Source organism: Winogradskyella sp. (genome assembly GCF_028282165.1).
Classification (GTDB): Bacteria; Bacteroidota; Bacteroidia; order Flavobacteriales; family Flavobacteriaceae; genus Winogradskyella.
In genome coordinates, this window is the sequence record NZ_JANQIM010000005.1 from 149,990 (window position 1) to 167,709 (window position 17,720).

Below are 17,720 nucleotides of genomic sequence, written 5' to 3' on the forward strand. Positions count from 1 at the left end.
ACCGATTCTAGCCACTCAACCTGTGGTGCTATTATTCTAAATATACAATTGTTCTATAATGTACTTGCGTTATGTAACTTAGCTTTGGTAAAAAGCTAAGGTTCAATGCATAGTTTCTTTATTTTTTTCTTCTCAAATGTTTCTCTACTCAGTTAATGGAACACTTTTTTTACGAAGTGAAGATAGGAGCGCAGTGGAATGTGTGTGGAATGGATTAGAAGTTAATAACTTTCAAACATTTACGGTTTTCCCTCAAATTAGCTCATAGTAATTTCATTATATTTAAACTCTGCCTTGTACTAAAAAATCAGCTATTAATCTGGTAAATAAATCAGCTTAGAATCCTTTTTAATTTAGTATGGAATTAAAAGATAAGTACAAAAATTGTTTGAAAAACATGAAAAATAAAAACAAAACTAAGGTTGAGAATTTTCAATTTATTTCTGAAAGACCTAAAGACGGTGAGTTACTATTTGGACATAAGGAAATAGTCTCTACTCTTCAAAAGATAGTTTTAAAAAGCCCTCAGTCATTTACAATAGGGTTATTTGGGAACTGGGGTTCTGGTAAAAGTTCAATTGCTGAGACCTTACAAAGTAACCTTAAAAGCAACGATATACCTTTGATAATATTTGATGTATGGAAACATGAAGGTGATGCGCTTAGGCGAACTTTTTTAAAAGATTTAGACAAAAAATTATCTAGTGAATATTTTGGTAAAAAATATTATAAAGAGAATTTTAAGTTAGAAAAAAACTTAGATAGTGATATTAATATTGAAGGCAAAAGTGGATACGAATTCAAAGGAAAAAAGTTTTTTAATCATGTACTAGTAATATTCTTATTCATTTTAATTCCTTTAATATTAGTTGCTCTTGGACTTTGGGGAATTGGAAAAACTTTATCAATAGAATCTTTTTCATTTAAAAAAATATTAGAAAAGCTTTTGTTAGTTATAGGTGGGCTAACAATACCTATTACATTTTGGTTTAAATATTTTAACTCATTTATAATTGAGAAAAAAACAACATATAGAAAGTCCAGAATTCAAGATCCAATTGAATTTGAAAACTCTTTTCATGAGATACTAAATAACTTAACAAAAAAAGTTAAAAAAATTGTAGTTGTTTTTGATAATTTAGATAGAGTAAGTGGAGAAAAAGCAGTTGAGATAATATCAACGATTAAAACATTTCTCGAACCAATTGATAGAAAGAACAAAAAGGACATTGTATTTATTATTCCTTGTGATTCTACAGCAATAAAACGACATTTAAATTATGCGTTTGATATAGATGATGAACAATATGCGGATGAATTCTTAAGGAAATTTTTTAATACAATAATTTGGATTCCAGAATTCTACAATAATGAATTACAAAAACTTGCTCATGATAAGCTTAAAGAAACACAGATTAAAGATTTCGAAAATCTAGATCTTGCTGCTCTAATTGTACTTGTGTTCGACCAAAACCCAAGGCAAATTATACAGTTTATTAATATTCTACTAGCAAATTATCTTTTGTTAAAGGAGAGAAAAATTCCTGGCTTTTCTTTGAAAGAAAATATTACTCAGTTAGCAAAATATCTGTTATTAATTCAAAGATTTCCTCTAATAATGGAATTTTATAAAAAGACTAATACGTATAGATTAAAAGACGATATCAGAAAAAGTATTAGTCAACATGATGTTGAATACATCCACGAACAGTATGAAAGTTTTATAGATTTTATTGATTCAACAAGCCCTTGGGAAATTGAGTCGTTAGATTTGTTTTTTAAGTTTCGATTAACTGAATTTGAAAGAAAATTTGAAAATAGCACAAAACTTATTAGACTATTAGAGTCAAATAGAATTTCATCAATTTTAATTGATAATTCGGATAAGAATATTGATGACAAAAAATACTTAGATAATTTAGACTTCAAATCTAAAACTGTTGATTTAAGTAATATTGCGAAACAAAAAATCAAGACTAATATTTATCCTTTAACATCAGTTAATTTTATTAACGGTTTAATGGAATTAACTAAGCACTATGAAATAAAATTAAATGATGATGCTTACAGAGAGTTTTTTAAGAAATTAAAAAAAGACCCTTTTAGTAATTATATCCATAGATTGAATATTCAAAATATATTAGTAGAATGCCTTGATAAAATTGAAAATTCAAGACTAAAAGAAAGTTTTATGAAAATTCTTTTAGATCAATGGATTATTGATTTTGTAAACTTTTCCAATACGCAACGAAATCAACAGAAAACAACTAATCAAGAGAGTTTTATTGAAAACTTTTTTGATCTAATCTTAGATGAAGAAAAAGTGTTCCTGTTCGAAGAATCAAAATTAAACTCTATCAATATTGCTATATCAAATCACCATAATAATAATCTAGAGAAAATCAAACGAATTAGTAATAGCTCAATATTAAGAAAGAAGTTGTTAACATCCGGATTATTGAATCAAATCATTAGCAATTTAACTAGGCGGATATCTAAAGATTTTAAAATAGATTATTTTAGTAATTACATTGATATCTTAAATACTTTTAATAAGAGTTTGTTTACTCAAGATATTTATACATCGAGTATTTCGTTTGTATATGCCGCAACCAATAAATTGAGAACTGACTATAATGCGTTATTAGATCAGGAGGATGATGTGGTTCTCAAACAATATCAAATTACAATCAAAAGTTTCAACAAATTCTATAACAGAGTAATTGAAAATATTGTTATAAATAAAAACAATAAAGGTCATTTTGATAACATATATAATTTGTCAAAGTCCATTTTTATTGAAGGAAATTATAAAAATGCTAGTTTATTTTTAAGCTATTATTATTTGTTTGAAAATCATTCAGAAAAATCCATTGATAAAAATGACGTAAAAAACACAATATCAAAATTTTTGAATAGCAATATTGAGGCAGTTCAGATTAAAAGAGATTTAACCTCTTCTATTGGTGTGAAAAAGCTATTTGAAAACTCTAATTATTTAAATATCGTTTTTAATAGAGCCAAAACTTCTCAAGATTTCATTGAACAATTTTATAGTTATTTTGATTCAACAAAGCAGCAGGAATTAATAGAATTTTGGATTCCATTAAATGGCAGTAAGGATATTAACGTATACGAGGAAATATTAAAAAACTTAAAGTATAACATACCAGATAGCGATAAAGCAGCCAATAAAATGTTAGCTAATGCTGGTATAACAAATTTACTACTTGAAAAGGAAAAAATTTATGATATAGTTTTTAATCTAGACCTTTCTAAAGAATTTGACTATACGATTTACTCTAATCAAATTATAAACTTATTATGTTCAACAAATTTAGAAAATCATAAACTTGGTTTTAGGCAGATAGACAAGCACGGTAAATTCGTGGTCAAATTTGATCTTAAGAAAAAATGTGAAGACACTCTTAAACGAAGATTTTTACTCAATGTGAATCAATATAGCACTCATATAAAGAACATTTTAGAATATAAATTTGGAATAAGTAAAAAAGAGATAAATGATTTTATTAAAGAAAATCAAAAAGCAAAAAACTCTATTATTGATTATCTAATCAGAAGTCAAAGCTTAGATTTTTTAATCATTCTGAAAGGGTTTTTATATAAATCAAACTATGTTGATCTATCAAAAGTATTATTAACGAGTATAGCACTAAAAATTAAATCTAATAAAAATCAATTGAACGTTTTTAGAAATATAATTGATGAATTATGCTCGGCCAATCTAAAGGGTGTTGAACGAGAATTTCTAGACTTAATGGTTAGTTATTCATCCAATCTAAGCTATAATCAATTTGACGAATTAATTATTAAAATAGAGGAGAGGCTTTATAAAAATAGAAATAAGTTGCCTGATGATAGTTTGAGAAAAGCATGGCTAAATTCGGATAGATTTGGCAAACCTTCTTAATTTTTTTGGCCAATAAAATTAATATGAATAAGCAAAACATAATAACTCCTTTTGTTAAATCACAATTAGGAAATACTGGCATGAATTTAATTCCAAAAGAGAGTGGAAGGGAAGGAGTAGATTTTTTAATTGGAACTAATGACTTCTTTTTACAATCGATAGATTTAGATACTATTGATCGTAGTGCAAAAATTGTAAAAAAGGATTTAGGTAAATTAAGAGATAACTTATTCATTATTCTCGTTTTAATTATTGAAGAAGAACCAAGAATGGTTTATATAATTCCATCAAAGGATTTATCGCAATCAGAAAGCGAAATCTTTATAAGTAACGATGTCAGTTTAATGCCAAGTTTATCTAATTGGGAGATTAGAATTTCTGTTCATACAATACCGAAATTAGTAAAGTACTCTTTAGAAAGTATGATTGATAAACTAAAAACTTAGTTTAATACTATTTGATAAAAACAATAACAATTATTTTAAATAAATTTATAAAAAATGAATTTTAATTTTGATATAACAATTGATACAATTGTATCAATAATTGGTTTTGCATTTGCAATTATTGGTATTTGGTTCACTTATAAACAAATGAAAGAAACATCTAGAGTTAACCGTGTTAAGTTTATTTATGATTTAACTAATGATTTATTTGGAGATGATAAAATACGAGAGTTTTTTTATAAAATTGACTATGAAAAATTCACATTTAATCTAGAAGAGATTGATAAATTTAAAGACAGCAGTGAAGAAAGATGGTTAGACGCAATTCTATATAGATATGATGTAATCGGTAGAATGGTTAAAACTAAAACTATACCTCTTAATGATATCGATTATATACTTTTTGAAATTATTCAAGTTTATAAAAATAAAGATGTAAAAAACTATCTTAAATGGCTAGATGGAGAGTTTGAAGACCATGGAAAACTTGGTGATAATAAAAGAAAGAGAGCTCATGATGATTTCAGGTGGCTGGCGGAGCAAATTGAAAAAAATAGGCGCTAAATTTAGTCATGAAAAATGATTCTCATTACATATATGAAATAAATTCACACTCTCAAATTTTACCCTACTTAAAACAATTTATGAATCAATTAGATTCATATTTATGTTCTCCATTTTATTTTTTGCTAACAGGGCGTAAAGGTCTTAAGGTGATTAATTGTAATGATAGTGCTATAATTTTCTCTGATCATCCAAACTTAGAAGACGAAACTATTATTTTTCCTCCTTCATCGAAAAAAGAGGTGAGAATTTTAGACTTTCTTTTTTCTTCAAAAAGATATCTTTTGAAAAAAAACTTAAGAATAATTAGATGTAACAATATGAGTTATGGACTAATTAGTCAAAGTATTATGTCGAAATTTAATTTACAAAAAAAGAATGAATATTTACTTGATTGGAAATACCCATCTGTAACTATATCTGTTAGAAGTGTATTAAAAATGTCTGGAAAAAACTATAAAGATCTTAGATATAATATAAATAAAGTCGATTCAAGCAAAGTTGTATTTGAAGAGTATAAACATCAGCTTCATTATGAAGATTCATTAAAACTTATAAATAAATGGTGTAAACGAAATACCTCTGTTTTATTTAATGAATCTAATCTATCTGCTCCATATTTATATCTTTTGAATCAAATAAAAATGGTTGAAGGTCTATTTGGATATGTAATGTATTATAAAGATAATTTTGTTGCTTTTAATATACTTGATAAACCATATAACAATATGTATGAGTTTATCTCATTAGCTTTTTTAGCAGACGTTGATTTTAAAGGAATACCCAGCTACATGAGATATAAAGTATGTGAATTTGCTAAGTCTCAATTAATAAATACTATTAATATAGGTGGGGCTGAGACTTTAGGTTTATATAGATTTAAAAAGAAGCTGGTTCCAAGTAGGGAGCTAGAGCTATTTTCTATTACTAATCAATAAAGGTGAAAAACCTATTCTTTCGAACATATGATTAGTTTTTCCCAGATGGCGCATTGGCAAAACAGCCTCATATTATTTTGGCTAAAACAATAGGCGAAGTGAGCGTCTATATTTTAGGGGTTTAGTAATACATATTCTTAAAAGTTCCAATTATACAAGGGATTTCAAACCAATCTTAACCAGTTACAATGTTTCCTAAAATATAGCGAATAAGCCGTTTATTGTTTCCAAAATTATATGCAGCCTTGATTTTTTTGTTTCTTTTTTTATCAAGAAAAAAAGATTATAATTAAAGAAATAGAAGTTCAAATCATGAAACTCTATTTTACATAATATTAGATGTTACAATTAAAAAACGTGAATAGGAGTTCTACATAGAACAAGTGCATAGAAATATCTCTTCGAGTAATTTTATGCTCTTGTGGTAAGCTCACGAGAATTGCGTAGAAAAAAATATAAAGCACAATTATTCAAATACGGCAAAATTTCAATAACATCTAAAAGCTAGCTTTTATAATGCGCTGGCAAGCGGCTGGAAATTGAGTTATAAATAAATTGCAATAAGCAATTTGCATTTATAAAAACAATATGGCGTTGGCAGCGGATATTTTACATAACGGCAAATTATAGGACAAATGAAAAAACTCTGCGAAGCAAACCGATTTTTAGTTTAATGCCCAAGTTCCAATTGTTCTTTTGAAAACGAATGTCTCTGGGATATTTTACATAATGTCATTATAGGCTACGAATGTGATACTTTGACTTAAACAACAAATATGAGTATTTGTACTATAATTTACATTATGTAAAATAATGTTTATGGAATTACAGTCACCTCTACCTTGCAAAACCACCTCCTAATTTAGTTTCTCCAATTACTTCTATTATTATTTCAGGATAATTATTAAATTGAAATCTGGCTAATCAAAACCTTATAATGTCCAAAGCATCATCAACCCTTAAAAAATTCGGCACCTTTGGTGGCGTCTTTACACCAACGCTTTTAACCATTCTTGGGGTTATTATGTACTTACGTTTGGGCTGGGTTGTTGGAAATGCCGGTTTACTCGGCGCTTGGCTTATCATCCTTATTTCATTTGTCATTACACTTTGTACGGCACTGTCCATGTCGGCCATAACCACAAATATCCGTATTGGTGCTGGTGGTGCCTATGCAATTGTGTCCCAAGCTCTGGGTCTCGAAGTTGGTGGAAGTTTAGGAATTCCGCGCTATATTTCCCAAGCTCTTGCCGTTACCATGTATATTTTTGGTTTTCGTGAAGGTTGGATGGGTATTTTCCCAGACCATAATGCCTTTATGGTCGATATGATTGTATTTGCCTCGCTCTTTACCATTGCCTATATCAGTGCCAATCTTGCTATAAAGACCCAGTATCTTATTATGGGAATTATCATCATTTCGTTTTTATCGATTGTCATTGCAGCTTACGATGGCTCCATGTACAAACCTCTAAGCAATACCCTAAGCTGGGGCTCATTCAGAGGTTCCGTCGAAAACGGGTTTAGTGGTAGTGGTTTCTGGATCGTTTTTGCTGTTTTCTTTCCCGCAGCTACAGGGATTATGGCAGGCGCTAACATGTCTGGCGAACTCAAGGATCCTAAAAGAAGTATCCCGACTGGAACGCTTTGGGCTATTGGGGTTAGCTTCTTGATATACATGCTTTTAGCCTTCTGGATTTCACGTAGTGCTTCAGAACAGGAATTACTGACCAACTACTACATCATGGTCGATAAAGCCTATTTTGGACCAGCCATTATTGCTGGCATTTTAGGAGCCACCTTCTCTTCGGCCTTGGCTTCCATAGTGGGGTCGTCTAGAATACTATATGCCATGGGAGAACATAAGGTACTGCCCTATTCTAAAATCCTATCTGGCACCAGTAATAATGGGCAACCACGAAATGCCATGATCGTGACTGGACTCCTTATCTTTTTTACCTTATTACTTAGAAACCTAAATGCTGTTGCGCCTTTGGTGACCTTATTCTTCTTAATTACCTATGCTATGATCAATATTGTGGTCATTATAGAACAACGTTTGGGTTTAATCAGTTATCGTCCGGTATTTAAGATTCATAAATGGGTACCATGGTTTGGATTGATTTCTTCGGTGTTTGCGATGTTTATTATCAATCCAACAGTAAGCTTAATATCTATTGCCATCGTCCTTATGGTGTATTGGTATTTATCCCGACAAAACCTAGAAACCCCTTTTGAAGATGTACGTTCAGGGTTGTTTGTATCCTTCGCGGAATGGGCAGCCAAACATACTTGGGGCATGAAACAAAAGCAACAACGCGCTTGGAAAGCTAATCTTATGGTGCCTGTACGCGATATCAATGGGCTTAGGGGAACCTTTGAATTTCTGCGGAATATCACTAAACCTAAAGGTTCTATCAAACTTCTTGGTATCGAACCCTTTACCGAGAATAGTACCCTAGCAACCCAACTTGAGGAGATTTCGGCATCGTTCCGGGAAAAAGGTGTGTTCTCCTCCTCTACGGTGATTCATACAGATCAATTTGCCAATGGTATTAATTATGGCAGTCAGGCGTTGAACGGTGCCTTTTTTAGACCAAATATCATGTTTTTAAATTTACAGGATCATGATGATTATGAAAATGAACTCAAACCCGTGATGAAAGAATCCATGCGTCTAGAAATTGGCATTTTATTGTTCAACATGCACACCACAACCCTTTTAGGACAGCGTAATACCATTAATGTTTGGGTTAGTGATCGTAGAGGCAATTGGGAATTTGGTGGTTTGGATATCGGGAATTTGGATTTATCCATTCTCGTGGCCTATAAACTTAAAATGAATTGGAATGCTAATATTCGCCTAATAACTGTAGTTGAAAATCCAGAGGATGAACCCCATGCTAAAGCCTTCTTAGAATCCCTTAAAGAATTGGCCCGATTACCACAAATCCTCACTGAAGTTTCCGTAGGACAGTTTAAGGATTATGTTTCTGAGGCTCCATCTGCCGATCTTAACATCTTCGGCATGCAAGACACCCTGCCTTATGATTTTATAAAGACCATGTCACAAAAAACCCACAGCAGCTGTTTGTTTGTAAGGGATTCGGGTCACGAGAGTATTTTGGCTTAAATCTAGGACTCTGGTTCGGTAGTGTCCGTAAATTGTAAGGTACCACGATAGTGAATCACGGTTTTTAATGTCGAAGTAATAAAGACGTGTACAGTTTTGTTAGGATAAACGAGAAATTGTATTTCATAAGTTTCAGTGGACACTCTTGAATCATTAACATCGTATGCTATCTCTAAGACCGATTTTTTTTTATGCTTGGATATACTGTAGTCTATAGGCGCACCATCGAACTGAATATTGTTATCATTGCCAATGTTGTAGCCACCAGATATACGTTGCTCACCAAAAAATGGTAAATCGCCTTTGGTTGCTGTTGTACTGAATTCTATAAAATGACCATCATTAGCAACATCGATCCAACTAGCACTATTACTTGTTCCTGGTATTAATATGCTATTCAAAACGTCATTTGTGGCTGCTGTATTAAAGGGATACACTGTTTTGATATCTACTCTAAAGGCATTATCATGCAATAATGTTTCCAACTCGGCTAACTGCTCAGATGCTTCCGCTTCGCTCATGGTATTGGCGGATTTACAGCTAAGGTTAAATCCAATAACACACAGTAAAACGACAGTTGATAAGGTTTGTATGGTCTGTTTAAGAATCATAACAGTTTTAAAGATAAGGATTTAAGATAAGAAATACTATTACATTAACAGTCTATTACAATTTCATACCAGCATTTTAGAAGCCTTGTGATGCTTTTACATAATATATTATGTAGCAGTTTGGGACTTGTTATTCGCTTGGCAAATGCGTTTCCCCTTTATACTCTACCCTTTCCCATAAATAATCTGACGTCAACCTAAAACTTCCTAAATAGCTAAAGTCGCAACTATCGGGATCGATAATGGATAAGAAGGGTTCTTCTTTGGCGTTGTTGTACAAGTGGTAAGTCTCACCTATCAAAGGCTCAAAGGTAAACTTGGCATTGGTCACCAATTCGTTATATTCCATAGTCTTGAGTAGTTCGTCATACTCAGCCTTAATGGCTTCGTATTTGGCCCTAAGATGTTTATTGGCTTTGTATATCTGTGAGTTTTTCCAACTCCCGTTATTGGGTAATTTTATCTGTGGTGCACCAACATTGGTAGCATAAGGTCTAAAGGCTGCATCATAGCGTTGTTGATCTTCGTCAAACACCACTAAATCAGGTCTTTTTTTGTTATTTTTTGGCTTCTTTTCCATATGAATTTGGATACAAAAATACGTATTTTTGCTACGTTTGCTATCTTAAAGAATACCTAAAATGAATGCATTAAATGTTTATGGTCAGCCATTAATAGCCTGTTGTACCAATCCAATGACAGGTTATTTTAGGGATGGATTTTGTCGCACAATGCCCGAAGATACTGGCACACATGTGGTTTGTGCTAAAGTAACGGATGATTTCTTAGCCTATACTAAATCTCGTGGCAATGATCTAACCACTGCCATTCCGCAATGGCAATTTCCTGGACTCCAACCTGGCGATAAATGGTGTTTGTGCATTTCTCGATGGCTAGAGGCAGAAAAAGCTGGTGTAGCTCCAAAAATAGATCTTAATGCTACACATATTAAAGCCTTAGAATATACAAGTTTAGAGCTATTAGAATCTTACGCACTCTAAAATTTTGTTCTCTTTACATTTTTTGTAAGGCTTCTATCCTACTTTTTGCTGTTCTGGCCAACATGCCCTTGGGCTTCAGTTCTAAAATCTTTTGAAACGAGACAATTGCTTTCTCATATTGTTTCATATCCATTTGTAGATTGCCCAAGCTAAACCAAGTACCTACAGAATTAGGGTAAAGTTCCGCAATGATTTCAAAAATAAACAGTGCACCTTGTTGGTTACCCTGACCTAAAACGCGACTAGCGGCATTACTGAATTCCTCTTTAAAATCGTAATACTTATATCTTTTATCTTTAGCTATTTTAGCTGCATCTTTTTTTAGGGTTTCAAAATCACCTGTTATAAACAATTGCGTTAAATGTCCCATAGGATCTAAAATAAAGCCATCATCCTTATAATTCACAGCAGCCTCTAAAACAGGGTCTGCATTGGTGATATAATCCTTATAACTCATGTCTACGGCAATGTGTGGAAACGTGGCATCTTTGTTTTCCCACTTTGGTTTGTCTTGCCACCACGCAAAGGATAAATAGGCCTTTATGCGACTATTGGGCAATTGTACTGGTCTGTTGTCACCATAAAAATTAAGGTTTTCAGCTGTTGGTTCACCCACAATTATTGCTTCGGTATAGGTAGTAATTTCGTTGGTTAAATTCTGGCAGGCTGAAAAGGTATCTCTCCCAATAATGAAGAAGAATTTACCTTTTGAATTAATTTGTGGTCTTGCCATAAGCCCTTTAATTAAATTCAGATTGTTGTAATTATTACCTCCTCCATTTAAACGCACATCGTAAATGAGCCTATCGACCTTATTGTTATCTATAAAATCGAATAACCGTTTGTAAAAATCCTTAAGACTTTCAGATTCGTGATCAAAAACAGAACTTTGCCTTACGTAAAGTGTCTTTTCATTATCCAGATACTCAAAATAATAATACTTGCTGTCTAGATACTTCAAATACAAAGGGGTTTGTGATAGATCTCTTGCCGTTAACCAATCTTCTGTTGGTAAGGTGAAATTAAAAGCTCTCGGCTTATCTTCTGTGGGTATGGTCGGAAAATCGTAAGTAAAGGTTCTTCCTTCTTTTTCTAAAGTCAGACTTACTGTTTTATTTAATTCAGGAATAACACCTTGGGCATGAAGCACTTCTGGTGACAATAAGAAGCGTATACCATAGGCTTTAAAATACTGATCATTTTCAACAGGAACCACAGGACGAACAAGCTCTAGGGCTTTAGTAATTGGGGTCTCTCCTACTTTTATCACTTTGGCTCCCAATACTACTTCATGCGCTTTGTGGACACCTTCAATATATAAACCATCATTAAAAAGGTAAAGATTAATTGGAAGAATACCTGCCTTAGCTACGGTGCCATAAGGAATTTGGGTGTGTCCATATTGAAATAAGGAGACCAATCGTGATAGCCCTACCCTGATTTCGTGTTCTTCTAAATTGGCCACATCATTGTGTAGTGCATCAACGGCTTTATCGAAATCCTCGGTACTTACTTTTTTGAATAAAAATGGAAATTTGCGATGTATCGTAGATTGCAAATAACGAATATCGTCTTGCCATTCTTCTGTGGTTAAATTCTCTTGGGCACTTAACGGATATAATAAAACACTTGAAGCAAGACAAATGCCGAATAGAGCAACTTTCTGGATTGATGATAGCATGGTTTTGGTTTTTTTTAATTAGCCTTATCAAAGATGCAAAATTCTCTATCCAAAAGATATAAATAAGTACCGAACTGTCAATTCTTAATACTGAACTGCTAGTTTCTATTTTCAGAATCTTTGGATGACCAATTATTCTTCTGGCGGATACCCGTGAATCTCTTCAAATTTCTCATCAAAATTGGCTCTCAGATACGAGTTTAGTTTCTTTTGGTAATCGTCCTTTAGCCATTTTAAAAAGTTGCCTGTACTTTTACTAATGCATTTCGCATAGATTTCGATACGTTGACCAATATCATCCTTAAGAAGCTTAGCTAAAGCCAAAGCATCGTATACGTCTTCACTATTTTCGATGCAAATCTTAGCATGTTGTTCTATAGAACGTTCCAATACCACTTTAGAGGATTCACCAGCATCTACAGCATCTTTATAGGTCTGTCTAATATCAAAGTAGGTGTTTTCAGACTTCGAGAATTCATCCTTAATTTCATCCGCTAGTTCGTGCTTAAAGTTGGCTTCAATAGCTTCATCACTTTTTATACGATCGGTATACCAATCTGGTGATTTAAAAATCAATTGCCAATCCAGGTCAGCTCCCCAAGGCCCAAATCGATATAGGTTATTTCCAAGGTCGATGACCGTAAACTTCGACTTATTATTCAAAATTCGAGAGCCACGTCCTATCATTTGATAGTATAAGGTTAAGGATTTGGTCGCTCTATTTAAGATAATAGTATCTATAGTAGGCTCATCAAAACCTGTGGTTAAGATACTTACTGAAGTCAATATGGCATTTGGTGTATCGCGAAACCAATCCAAAATTTGTCGACGTTGTTTTTTAGTAGCTGTATTATCTAAGTGCATAATGGGTATACCAGCTTGTCGAAATGCATAATAGATACTGATCGATGTATTGATACCGTTATTAAAAATCAAGGTCTTCTTCCCTAGCGCATGTTTTTTATAAGCATCTATGGTCTTTTGGAGCATGGCGGGACTAGTATATAAATCTTCGGATGATTTAACGGTATAGTCCCCATTAGAACCAATTTCTAGTGAAGTTAATCCCATATCATAAGCGAAGGTTTCACAACGTGCCAAAAATTCGTTTTCAATCAAATCTTCGATCGTCTCGCCAGTGATAAGTTCATTATAGTTGCCTTTCATGGGCAGTTCTTTGTTAGAACTCAATGGTGTTGCCGTAACACCAAGTATGAAGGACTTTTCAAAAAACTTGAAGAGTTTGGTAAAGGAGTTATAATGTGCCTCATCAATAATCACCAATCCCACATCCGAAATATCGAGCATATTATCATTCAAACGATTGTTAAGGGTTTCTACCATGGCTACAAAACACGAGTAGTCGGATTGGTCATCAAGATTGGCTTTGCTATCTACGACTTTATTGGTCACGCCAAAACTCGTGAGCATTTCTGAAGTCTGTCTGCAAAGCTCTATTCGGTGCGTCATTACTAAGACTTTCTTATCATGATTCTTAAGATATTGGCGTACCATCTCTGAAAAAATCACTGTTTTCCCACCACCTGTTGGTAATTGGTACAGCAAATGGTAGTCTTCTGGAGCATTATCGAATTTATCAAATATCTGACTTATAGCACCTTGCTGATATTCGTATAATTCTTTATCGGTTTTCTTTTCTTGAACGGCCTGATTATTTTGAGACATATAAATAATGTGAGAATTTAAAACTGCAAAATTAAGCTATTTAAAGCGATGTTAAAGCCATTTGTTGTTAACAATATTTATCTTAAATTCGCGTTCATTCAATCAAAAGTTAATTGAATTAATGAGAATCCTAACCCTCTGTCTCGCATTTCTGTTGCCTTGCTGTTTTGCGTTTGCACAAAATGATAGTTTATCCGAAGCTATAAAAATAAAACTCCCAAGTACTTTTAAGAAAGCCGAATTAATTAGCGAAGTAGAAATTCCAATACTCTCAAAGACTGATAGTACTGCCGAAAAAAGCATTGACATTACAAGTGCATATTGGGATACAACGGTATATAATCCCTATAAAAATACCATATCTGAATTTCCTTTGAATATTGTGTTTGAAGACAGTACTTATGCTTCACCTGTATCCCATAAAAAAGTCATTACATCACGATATGGTTGGCGAAGAGGACGACCACATAAGGGCATTGATATTGATCTAATCACTGGTGATTCTGTAGTTGCTATGCTCGATGGTATTGTACGCTTTGCCAGATATAGCCGTGGACATGGAAGAACAGTTGTGGTTAGACATTATAATGGTTTGGAAACCACATATGCCCATTTATCGCGGATTGCTGTAAAAGCCAATGATACGGTTACCAAAGGACAATATTTGGGAAAAGGCGGCAATACTGGAAATTCAAGAGGCAGTCATTTGCATTTGGTAACGAGTTATAATGGAGAATATATTCATCCAGAATACCTCTTTAACTTTGACGACACAAATACTATACGGTCCCAGGATATATGGGTTACTCGAAAGTGGACAAGGCCTAGTTATCACAATTCTAGGCGCTTATCGAAGCTAGCGCTTTACGAAACTAAAGAATCGGCCTTAGCAAGTTTAGAAAAACAACGAAAAGTCTATGTTGTACGCAAAGGCGATACCTTATCCCGAATTTCGAGACGAAATAATACGACTATCACAGCCATCTGCAGAACCAATAAGATAAAACGGAATTCTACCCTTAGAGTTGGTCAGAAATTAATTTTGGAATTATAGTTTTCTAACAGGAACATAAAAATCTTCCTCAGAGTCTGGACTCCCATTTTTATACTTCGTTCCCATTACTTGAAAATGTGGTCTGTTGTCTATAGTATAACCCGAAGTTGGTAGCCACTCTGCCATAATTTGTTGATAAGTAGCTCCTGCATTCATCCCTTTATGTAGAAAAACGGCGTACAAACCTTTTGGAATCGTATAGGAAAGCATGTCCTTTGGAGTCGTTTCAAAATCCGATACTTCCACACAAGCCCAAATATCAAAAGGTCTTTGTAAATCATTCGGATCTTCATAGTCTTGAAGGGCAATTAGATCGTTGTTAATAGAATTTGTGATTTCGTTTTTTCTAGGCATAAATTGTTTCCAAAGGGCAACAATATGGTTATACTCATGCCTAAGCATTTGACTCCTTAAGCCAATTAGCTTCTTAGTTTCTAAAGAAATAATCCTATGATGCACTAAAACTAAATTGTACTAAGCTATTATTTGGCAATAACACCTCTGTAAGTCATGCTCTGCAAATTATTAGCTTTTAATACTAAAAATGCCTTACCATTAGATTTAATATCGATCTTGATATCGTAAACATCTGTCTTTATTTTGATGATAATCTGTTGCTCATCATCATTAAATAAGGTAGAATAATCGTTTATTTTGCCATTAAGTACAATGGCTTCTTCATTATTACCAAATGAAGCGAGTAATCCTGCAAGATTAGATTGACTGATTTTGATTGTATTTCGATCTACTGGGACTTCTTTGCGTGCATCATCCCTAAAAACCCAATTTGCTACAAATTGAAAATTCTGAGTTTCTATCAAAGCTTTATGTCCTAGATAAATGGCCTGAGCTCTTTCTTTTTCTGAGGATTGCTGCTGTGAAAAACAAACTGAAGAGAAAGAGATACTCAATATCAATGTAAGTGCAATAAGATTTTTCATAGTTCCTATTTTTGCTCTAATATAGTGTTTATTCTTTCAATAAAAGAATGAATTTGAGTTTTTGGCTGTTTCTTAAAACCTGTTAAAAAGCTATGGTTATTCCTTTATTCTAGAGTATTTTTGCAAAAAATATAATATGTTAAAATTACTGTCAACTTTTAGGGTTATTGCCTTTTTAGAAGGGGTCTCTTATATTCTCCTATTGTTTATTGCTACACCAGTAAAGTACTTAGGCGATGATCCGCAATATGTAAAAATGCTTGGCATGCCTCATGGGCTTTTGTTCATAGCATATGTGGTTATAGCTGTTTTGATAAGCAAGGATATGAAATGGTCTACAAGAACCTTGTGGGTTGTACTTATTGCGGCAGTAATTCCTTTTGGAACATTTTATATAGATAAAAAATATTTAAAAAACGTACATGCATAATTTAAGACATTATATCTACGATTGGTTGGTTGATAATGGTATTGCCGAGGACACAGCCAAATATCTTAATATGCTTATTCTTCTTATAGGCCTATTAATTATTGCATTATTAGTCGATTTTATAACTAAACGCTTGCTTAGGAAGTTTTCTTCAAGTGTAGCCAAACGTACTAAAACGAATTTTGATGATATTCTTATTAGTAATAAGCTACCAAGGAATATTGCGCACATTATACCACTCATTCTTCTCATTGAGTTTGTACCAGATGTGTTTTCTGATTTTTCTTATGTGGAAAACATTATTGAGAAAACACTTAAGGTCATAGCGATCTTATTGTCACTTCGCATCGTAAAAAGTTTTCTGTATTCAGTACGCGATTATCTAAAGACACTACCACGCTACAAGGATAAACCTTTGTATAGCTATATTCAGGTCTTTATGATTTTTCTGTGGTTGTTGGCCATATTTTCAATGTTTGCCATTGTTACCAGCATTACGTTCTGGAAATTTATAACCAGTCTTGGTGCGGCTTCAGCAATAATTTTGTTGGTATTTAAGGATAGTATCCTAGGGTTTGTAGCCAGTATTCAGGTGACTGTAAATGATATGGTGCGCATCGGTGATTGGATTACTTTCGAAAAATATGGCGCTGATGGTGATGTTGTTGAAATTACACTAGCCACAGTGAAAGTTCAAAATTGGGACAAAACCATAACCACAATTCCTACTTACGCACTAATTTCGGATTCCTTTAAGAATTGGCGTGGCATGATGAATTCTGGTGGACGACGTATTAAACGATCAGTTATTATAAAAACGTCAACCATTAAGTTTCTTACGGATGACGATATAGAGCGTTTTAAGAAAATTGAATTGGTATCTAATTATATTGACCGTGCTTCTCAAGAAATAAGGAAACATAATAGTGATAAAGGTGTGGACAAGTCCGTATTGATCAATGGCCGTAACCTCACTAACTTTGGAGTATTTAGAAAGTACCTCCAAACCTATATGGATAATCACTCAGCCATTAATAAGAACATGACCTTAATGGTACGGCAGTTGGAACCTACACCTCAAGGGATTCCTATGGAAATCTATGCTTTTAGCAGTGACATACGTTGGCAAAACTACGAGTATATTATGGGTGATATCTTTGATCATGTATTGGCCTCAGTAAAGTTTTTTGATTTGGAAATCTATGAGTTAGCGGTAGCTTCACCAAAGAAATAGATCTGCCATACCTACGCAAGCATGAACCATATAAATTAGAACTAAAATTAAAATGATTCCTGTTTTCACA

General features: G+C 33.0%; 15 protein-coding genes. 9 read left to right on the forward strand and 6 right to left on the reverse strand.

The window, feature by feature from the left end; translation table 11 throughout:
- Positions 1-397 precede the first annotated feature (397 nt).
- The 5 genes from Q0972_RS02510 to Q0972_RS02530 all read left to right on the forward strand — a co-directional run bounded on the left by Q0972_RS02510 (position 398) and on the right by Q0972_RS02530 (position 9,012).
- Positions 398-3,931, forward strand: a complete 3,534-nt coding sequence (locus Q0972_RS02510) for a P-loop NTPase fold protein (protein WP_299362160.1) — start codon at positions 398-400, stop codon at positions 3,929-3,931.
- A 23-nt stretch (positions 3,932-3,954) separates the two neighbouring features.
- The gene (locus tag Q0972_RS02515) at positions 3,955-4,377 is read left to right on the forward strand and encodes a hypothetical protein (RefSeq protein ID WP_299362162.1); all 423 of its coding nucleotides are present in this window, start codon (positions 3,955-3,957) and stop codon (positions 4,375-4,377) included.
- A gap of 54 nt (positions 4,378-4,431) precedes the next feature.
- Positions 4,432-4,941: a hypothetical protein gene (locus Q0972_RS02520; RefSeq protein ID WP_299362164.1), complete on the forward strand. Its 510-nt coding sequence runs from the start codon at positions 4,432-4,434 to the stop codon at positions 4,939-4,941.
- 80 nt (positions 4,942-5,021) lie between these two features.
- On the forward strand, positions 5,022-5,879 hold the full coding sequence (locus Q0972_RS02525; RefSeq protein ID WP_299362166.1) for a hypothetical protein: 858 nt from the start codon (positions 5,022-5,024) through the stop codon (positions 5,877-5,879).
- Positions 5,880-6,816: 937 nt separating this feature from the next.
- Positions 6,817-9,012, forward strand: a complete 2,196-nt coding sequence (locus tag Q0972_RS02530; RefSeq protein ID WP_299362169.1) for an amino acid permease — start codon at positions 6,817-6,819, stop codon at positions 9,010-9,012.
- A gap of 2 nt (positions 9,013-9,014) precedes the next feature.
- On the opposite strand, the gene Q0972_RS02535 is transcribed toward Q0972_RS02530, so the two are convergent.
- Together Q0972_RS02535 and Q0972_RS02540 are read right to left on the reverse strand one after the other, a co-directional pair.
- Complete coding sequence (locus Q0972_RS02535; RefSeq protein WP_299362171.1) at positions 9,015-9,623, reverse strand: DUF4251 domain-containing protein; 609 nt, start codon at positions 9,621-9,623, stop codon at positions 9,015-9,017.
- Positions 9,624-9,753: 130 nt separating this feature from the next.
- On the reverse strand, positions 9,754-10,203 hold the full coding sequence (locus Q0972_RS02540) for a DUF2452 domain-containing protein (RefSeq protein WP_299362173.1): 450 nt from the start codon (positions 10,201-10,203) through the stop codon (positions 9,754-9,756).
- Between the two features lie 61 nt (positions 10,204-10,264).
- Here Q0972_RS02540 and Q0972_RS02545 point away from each other — a divergent pair, with 61 nt between their 5' ends.
- A complete protein-coding gene (locus Q0972_RS02545; protein WP_299362176.1) occupies positions 10,265-10,624 on the forward strand; it encodes a DUF2237 domain-containing protein in 360 nt (119 codons plus the stop codon).
- A gap of 13 nt (positions 10,625-10,637) precedes the next feature.
- Here Q0972_RS02545 and Q0972_RS02550 read toward each other — a convergent pair whose 3' ends face one another.
- Positions 10,638-12,305 carry a hypothetical protein gene (locus tag Q0972_RS02550; RefSeq protein WP_299362179.1) on the reverse strand — a complete coding sequence of 556 codons (1,668 nt, stop codon included), beginning with the start codon at positions 12,303-12,305 and terminating at the stop codon, positions 10,638-10,640.
- Between the two features lie 132 nt (positions 12,306-12,437).
- Positions 12,438-13,991: a DEAD/DEAH box helicase family protein gene (locus tag Q0972_RS02555; RefSeq protein ID WP_299362181.1), complete on the reverse strand. Its 1,554-nt coding sequence runs from the start codon at positions 13,989-13,991 to the stop codon at positions 12,438-12,440.
- Positions 13,992-14,112: 121 nt separating this feature from the next.
- Here Q0972_RS02555 and Q0972_RS02560 point away from each other — a divergent pair, with 121 nt between their 5' ends.
- Complete coding sequence (locus tag Q0972_RS02560; protein WP_299362184.1) at positions 14,113-15,045, forward strand: M23 family metallopeptidase; 933 nt, start codon at positions 14,113-14,115, stop codon at positions 15,043-15,045.
- Here Q0972_RS02560 and Q0972_RS02565 read toward each other — a convergent pair.
- Together Q0972_RS02565 and Q0972_RS02570 are read right to left on the reverse strand one after the other, a co-directional pair.
- The gene (locus tag Q0972_RS02565) at positions 15,040-15,504 is read right to left on the reverse strand and encodes a GyrI-like domain-containing protein (protein ID WP_299362186.1); all 465 of its coding nucleotides are present in this window, start codon (positions 15,502-15,504) and stop codon (positions 15,040-15,042) included. The genes Q0972_RS02560 and Q0972_RS02565 overlap by 6 nt on opposite strands.
- Positions 15,505-15,527: 23 nt before the next feature.
- Positions 15,528-15,986, reverse strand: coding sequence for a DUF4251 domain-containing protein (locus Q0972_RS02570; RefSeq protein ID WP_299362188.1), 459 nt, complete (start codon positions 15,984-15,986; stop codon positions 15,528-15,530).
- 136 nt (positions 15,987-16,122) lie between these two features.
- On the opposite strand from Q0972_RS02570, the gene Q0972_RS02575 reads away from it, so the two are divergent.
- Positions 16,123-16,416, forward strand: coding sequence for a DUF3817 domain-containing protein (locus Q0972_RS02575; protein ID WP_299362190.1), 294 nt, complete (start codon positions 16,123-16,125; stop codon positions 16,414-16,416).
- Positions 16,409-17,650, forward strand: coding sequence for a mechanosensitive ion channel domain-containing protein (locus tag Q0972_RS02580; protein ID WP_299362194.1), 1,242 nt, complete (start codon positions 16,409-16,411; stop codon positions 17,648-17,650). The genes Q0972_RS02575 and Q0972_RS02580 overlap by 8 nt, the downstream gene beginning before the upstream one ends.
- Positions 17,651-17,720 lie beyond the last annotated feature (70 nt).